General features: G+C 68.9%; 5 protein-coding genes and 2 pseudogenes. 3 read left to right on the forward strand and 4 right to left on the reverse strand.

Annotated features, from left to right (window positions below):
- Positions 1–192 (reverse strand): annotated as a pseudogene (locus ACWCSD_RS48125) (hypothetical protein); the annotation flags it as partial.
- Between ACWCSD_RS48125 and ACWCSD_RS48130 the strand changes: the two are divergent.
- Both ACWCSD_RS48130 and ACWCSD_RS48135 read left to right on the forward strand, forming a co-directional pair.
- Positions 191–925, forward strand: coding sequence for a GNAT family N-acetyltransferase (locus ACWCSD_RS48130; RefSeq protein WP_449925777.1), 735 nt, complete (start codon positions 191–193; stop codon positions 923–925). The pseudogene ACWCSD_RS48125 and the gene ACWCSD_RS48130 overlap by 2 nt on opposite strands.
- Before the next feature lie 87 nt (positions 926–1,012).
- Positions 1,013–1,171 (forward strand): annotated as a pseudogene (locus ACWCSD_RS48135) (ATP-binding cassette domain-containing protein); the annotation flags it as partial.
- Between the two features lie 53 nt (positions 1,172–1,224).
- On the opposite strand, the gene ACWCSD_RS48140 reads toward ACWCSD_RS48135, so the two are convergent.
- Positions 1,225–1,563: a hypothetical protein gene (locus ACWCSD_RS48140; RefSeq protein ID WP_397159150.1), complete on the reverse strand. Its 339-nt coding sequence runs from the start codon at positions 1,561–1,563 to the stop codon at positions 1,225–1,227.
- A gap of 20 nt (positions 1,564–1,583) precedes the next feature.
- Positions 1,584–1,838, reverse strand: coding sequence for a response regulator transcription factor (locus ACWCSD_RS48145; RefSeq protein ID WP_397159152.1), 255 nt, complete (start codon positions 1,836–1,838; stop codon positions 1,584–1,586).
- Between the two features lie 337 nt (positions 1,839–2,175).
- On the opposite strand from ACWCSD_RS48145, the gene ACWCSD_RS48150 reads away from it, so the two are divergent.
- Positions 2,176–3,057 carry an alpha/beta fold hydrolase gene (locus ACWCSD_RS48150; protein ID WP_449925782.1) on the forward strand — a complete coding sequence of 294 codons (882 nt, stop codon included), beginning with the start codon at positions 2,176–2,178 and terminating at the stop codon, positions 3,055–3,057.
- A 344-nt stretch (positions 3,058–3,401) separates the two neighbouring features.
- Here ACWCSD_RS48150 and ACWCSD_RS48155 read toward each other — a convergent pair whose 3' ends face one another.
- A complete protein-coding gene (locus tag ACWCSD_RS48155; protein ID WP_397159156.1) occupies positions 3,402–4,322 on the reverse strand; it encodes an alpha/beta fold hydrolase in 921 nt (306 codons plus the stop codon).
- Positions 4,323–4,647: the final 325 nt, after the last annotated feature.

Below are 4,647 nucleotides of genomic sequence, written 5' to 3' on the forward strand. Positions count from 1 at the left end.
CTCGATGCCCGGGTAGGCCCCGGCGGCGACGGCCGCGTGCACGGCCGAGCCGAGCGCGGGGCCCTGGTCGGAGCCGATGACCGACAGCGGGCGGCCCTCCAAGGCCGACTGGATGTGGATGGCCCTGCGCGACGGCCGGCCGGTGGCACGGGTCGGCTGGTGGTCCCGTAGCGGCACTGAACCGGAAGTCATGGAAACCCTCGACATCGAAGACACTTGCGACGACCCGATTCGGATCGACGTCGGCGAGCATCTCCTGCGCACCGCCCTGGCCGAGCTCTTCCCGGCGGGCACCCGTCCACCTGAGTACGTTCTCCAGCCCGTACCGGCGGACTGGAGGGACGCCCCCGAGACCGGCAGGCGGATCAGGGACCGGATGGAGGTGGTGCGGCGCACCGGCGGCAGGGTGTTCGTCGAGAGGCTCCGCTACCGATGGACATCCGACACACCGTTGCCCGCACCCCGAGGCCGACTCACCTTCCGTCCGATCAGGGACGAGGAGGAAGCGATCGCACTCTTGAGCGGCATCCTTCCAGGCACGCTCGACGCCTACAGCCGGGCCGACATCGCACGCTCCTCCATCCAGGACTACGCCCATGTGCAGTACCACGACGAACTGCTGAGCTATCCCAGCCCGCGCGAATGGTGGCGGGTCGGCGTCCAGCAGAACGGCGAACCGGTAGGGATGGTCGTCCCGGCGCAGAGCCCGAACGGCTTCGTGATCGCCTACTTGGGGGTTGCCGAAGGCCATCGTGGTCAGGGCTTCGTCAACGACCTGCTCGATGAGGGAACTCGCCTGCTGGCCGCCCAGGGCGCCGAACGCATCACCGCGGACACCGACCTGGGGAACGAGCCGATGGCCCGGGCCTTCGAGCGTGCCGGATACGACAACTTCGCCCGGCGCATCGATATGTGCTGGGACTGAAACGGCCCACCTCTCGCGGATGCATCCGCATGATGCTGGAGGGCGAACGGACGGTCGCGTCGGTGGCACGCGAGTTCGGGACTCGCCGGGCTGGTCGCCGAGGCCGACCGCCCGCTCCGCGCGTTCTCCGGCGGCATGCGGCGTCGGCTCGACCTGGCGGCCTCCCCGGTCGGAGACGCGCGGATCCTGTTCCTTGACGAGCCCACCACCAGCCTGGACCCGCACACCCGCAACCAGCTGCGGGAGGCGGCCGACCCTGCCCGCCGATCTCGACGCGGTCACCGCGATCTTGACCGGACTTACGCGTCACGAAGATCGTCAAGTCCCCGGTGCAGTTCGTCGACGTCGTCCGCTGCCTGGTCTCGCTCGGCACGCTGCTGGCCCTGCACAAGCGCATGTTCGTCCAGACCGGGCGAGAGGTGCAAGAGGCTGAGGACGAAGGGGACGTCGATGCCGTGGGTCGCGCTGGCCGGTCCTCGCCAGGTGAAGTCGTACAGCCAGGTACGGCCACCTGCCCGGGCGTGGGCGTGATCGATGTGGACGGGACCGGCCTCCTCGACACGATCGCGCACACAACGCGCGGCACACAGAGCGCCGCAGCGACCGCCGTCGCCGCGATCGAACGGCGTCGGCGTCACCGCAGGCGCTCGCTCAGGGTTCACGCATGGCCGTGTTCCCAGGCCCAGGCGGCTATGCCCACGCGGTTGCGCACACCGAGCTTGCGCTGGACGTTGGCCACGTGGGTCCTGGCGGTGCCCGCCGAGATGAACAACTCGGCGGCGATCTCGGGGTTGGATCTCCCTGCGGCGACCAGCTTGACGATCTCCAGCTCGCGGTCGCTCAGCGGCTGTTCACCCGGTACGCCGGTACGAGCGGGTGACGGGGTGAGATGGCGCAGCAGCCGTACGGTCACCGAAGGGCTGATCAAGGCATCGCCGGCGGCCGCCGCTCTGACGCCCTCCACGAGGAGCGCCGGCCCCGCGTGCCGTACTTCTCGCGGGAGATCGCCAAGATCGCTCCCGCGAAGGGCCCCGAATCGAGCCGCGTGGTGTGACGGCTTGCGGGGGGGAGGGGGTATGGCGACGCCGGCGGAAGGATCCCCGATCAGCTCGGAGGCCGGCCGGGCGCGTGCTCGAAGGTGAACCGTCACGTGAGGCGTCCCGGCGTTCCTGGCGCCGTCTCTTGCCCGGCGCCAGGGGCGGAAGTGTTCACGATGCGGTTGAGCCCGCATTGACAGATGAAAGGCTGAAATGTCGGTAACGATCCCAGGCTTCGATGAACACCTGATCAGGGTGGACGGCCTTGACCTTCATGTCGCTTCCGGAGGAGCGGGACCTCCACTGCTCTTGCTTCACGGCTTCCCGCAGACGCATTTGGCCTGGCGAGATGTCGCTCCGGCGCTGGCAGACCGCTTCCGCGTCATATGCCCCGACCTGCCCGGCTACGGAGCCAGCGCCAAGCCAGAAGGCGGCCACGAGCACTATGCCAAGCGTGTGACCGCGGCGACCGTGGTGGCGCTGATGCGGCAGCTCGGCCACGAGCGTTTCAGCCTGGTCGGCCATGATCGTGGAGCGCTGGTCGCATTCCGGGCAGCGTTGGATCACCCCGACGCCGTCGCTCACCTCGGCGTGATCGACGTCATTCCCACCGTGGACATGTGGGAGTCACTGGCAGGTGTGGGTGGCGTCTTCGGCTTCCATCTGTATTTCCTCGCGCAGCTCAACGACCTGCCCGAGCGGATGATCGGCGCCGACCCCGACGCGTTCTTCGGCCACTTCCTCGATTCCTGGGCCGCGGCCGGCACGTTCGACGCCGAGATCCGTGAGGCGTACCTGGCCGCGACGCGTAATCCGGAAACGATCCACGCCATCTGTCAGGACTATCGTGCCAGCGCCTTCGTCGACGTCGCCCACGACCGCGAGGATCGGCGGGTCGCTCGGCGTATCAAGGCCCCCACCTTGGCAATCTGGCAGGACCCGGGAGACATGGTGCTGCCGTTCGACCCCTCGGCGATATGGCACCGCTGGGCGCCGGACGTCCGCACCTTGATGCTGCCGGGTGGGCACTTCCTGCCGGAGACTCAACCCGCCGCTGTCGCCGAGGCGATCAGCGCCCTGCTCAGGCGGACGTGAAGCGCATGGGATGGTACCCGGTCATCGACAAGGCGGACGTCCCTGCTGGACCCCCGCAGTCGCGCTGACCAGAGCCGCAGGACGTTCGCGACGCATGGAGAAGGACGCCATGCAGGTACTGCGTCAGTTCTGGCCCAGCGGGAGATTCGGCCGTGGGGGCCTCGCTGTCGTGCACCTCCGCGTCGTTCGGCGCCATCGGGCTGCACTCGCTTGACCGTCTCGTGGTCAATCGACCGCCGGTTTTCAGGACCTCAAGCCCAGTGCCGCCGTGTGAACCACCGGCCGACCCGCCTCGCCCGGTCGGCTGTCCCGCAGAGCCAAGGCGGCTGATCGGGTGTCCGGCGTCAGGCGAAGAAGCGCGTCAGGTGCGCGGTGACGATCTCGGGCTGTTCCTCGGGGATGTAGTGGCCGCTGCCGGGCACGAGCACCACCTCGACCTCGGTGCCCTTGTCCGGCAGCACCGCCTGGAGGAGCAGGTGACCGTTCTCCCCGCCGCCCAGGCCCAGGATCGGGGCGGTGACCTTGCCGTAGGTCTTCTCGTCGGCGATGTCCTGCGCGAAGGCCCGGTACCAGGAGTTTCCCGCCCGGATGGCGTCCGGGGTCGAGTAGGCGTGGGCGTAGATGTCGCGGTCGCGGTCGCTGATGGAGGCGGGATCCTCGATCAGGTAGTCGCACATCCAGTCGATGAGCTCGCGGGACCGGCCGGCGAGCAGGCGTTCCGGCAGGCCGGGTACCTGGTTGAAGGCGAACCACCACAGGAAGCGGCCCGGCCCGGCGTGGATGTCGCCGTCCACCTGATGGCGGCCGGGACGGGGAAGCAGGGAGTGGTTGAAGAAGCGCTCGTCGGGGTGCGCGATGTCCAGCAGGGCGATGCGGCGGGTGTGGGCGGGGTGGTTGGCGGCCAAGGCGTAGGCGACCATGCCGCCGATGTCGTGGCCGGCGATGTCGGCCCGCTCGTGGCCCAGGTGGCGGACGAGCGCGGCGATGTCGGCGGCCATCGTCTTCTTGTCGTACCCGGAGGCGGGCTTGGCCGAGCCGCCCATGCCGCGCAGGTCGACGGCGATCACCTGGTGCTGTCGGGCGAGCGGCGGCATGATCTTGTGGAACTCCCACCAGGTCTGCGGCCATCCGCCCAGCAGGATCAGGGGCCTGCCGCGCCCGCCCGTCACATAGTGCAGGCGGGTCCCGTTGACGTCGGCGTGCCTGCTGACGAACCCACCCTCGAGCGAGCTCGCCAGCTCGGCGTCGGACGGTACTTCACTCATGATGGTGTCTTCCTACGGATGTCGTGCCGGATGATGCAGTGGTTGACGGCCAGGCGCGGTGTCGCCGTACGAGAGCCGGCCGTGGGGCAGCGGCAGATCGCCGTATGATCCGCGTACGGCCACCGCCGCAGGGCCACTCCCGCGAGCCCTTTCCCGGACGCAGTTGTCCGCGAGCGTGATCAGCCATGCGTCATCGGTGTCGGTGGCGGACAACGCCGGCTGCTCACCGCGGCCACGTCCATGAGAGTGGTGTACGAGTTTGACCTGGTCACAAGCGTGGCGGCCGTGAAATGAACACGGCCATCGCGTGATCCTTCGAGTGCGA

This window comes from Nonomuraea sp. NPDC001684 (genome assembly GCF_053596515.1).